Raw genomic sequence first — 880 nt, forward strand, 5'->3', positions numbered from 1 at the left:
CCCACCCGCCCACCGAGCGTCCCGCGACACATCAGCCCGCCGAACACCCCACGTACCGGCCCGCAACGCGCGAGCCCACCGCACACGAGCCCACCGCACACGAGCCCACGGCGCCGCGTCAGGGAAGTCGTCAGGGATATCCGTAGATCCGGCGGAAACAGCCGTCGGAGGTACGTTGGGTCCTGCAACGGGTTCCGCGACAACGGACCACGCGGACCACGCGGACCACGACGGACTGTTCGTAAGGGGTGGAGCATGGGGATGCTCAAAGGCACCAACATCCGTATTCCGGCGCCTGCCGTACGCGTCGAGCTCGGCCGGCGCGCGGGGGCCGGGATACCGGACGTCGACGTCTCCGCGCTGCTGCTCACGGCGGGCAGGGTCCGCTCCGACGCCGATTTCGTCTTCTACAACCAGGCCGTCCACCCCTCCGGCGCGGTCCGGCACGAAGGCAAGGGCCCGGCCGGTGACTCCGTGGTCGACACGCTCACCGTCGACCTCGCCGCCGTCGAGCCCGCCGTCGAGACCGTGGTGCTCGCGGCCTCCGCCGACGGCGGTGCCTTCGGCCAGGTGCCCGGGCTCCACATCCGGGTCCTCGACCTGGCGGACGGCACCGAACTCGCCCGCTTCGACAGCACGGACGCCACCGTGGAGACCGCGTTCGTCCTGGGGGAGCTCTACCGCCGCAACGGCGAATGGAAGTTCCGGGCCGTGGGCCAGGGCTACAGCAGCGGCCTCGCGGGCCTCGCCACCGACTTCGGCATCTCCGTCGACTCGCCCCGGCCCGTACCCGCCGCCGCGCCCGCTCCCGCTCCCGTATCCGTACCTGCGCCCGCGCCCGTGGCCGCTCCGGTGGTCCCCGCCCCGGCCGCGCAGGCAC

Annotated in this window: 1 protein-coding gene; it reads left to right on the plus strand. The window is 73.0% G+C overall.

What is annotated here, in order from left to right; genetic code table 11:
• Positions 1–255 precede the first annotated feature (255 nt).
• Positions 256–880: TerD family protein (locus K6I34_RS37545; protein WP_229332483.1), on the plus strand; the 625-nt coding region annotated here is incomplete at its 3' end.

The organism is Streptomyces sp. UNOC14_S4 (assembly GCF_020740835.1).
Lineage (GTDB): Bacteria > Actinomycetota > Actinomycetes > Streptomycetales > Streptomycetaceae > Streptomyces.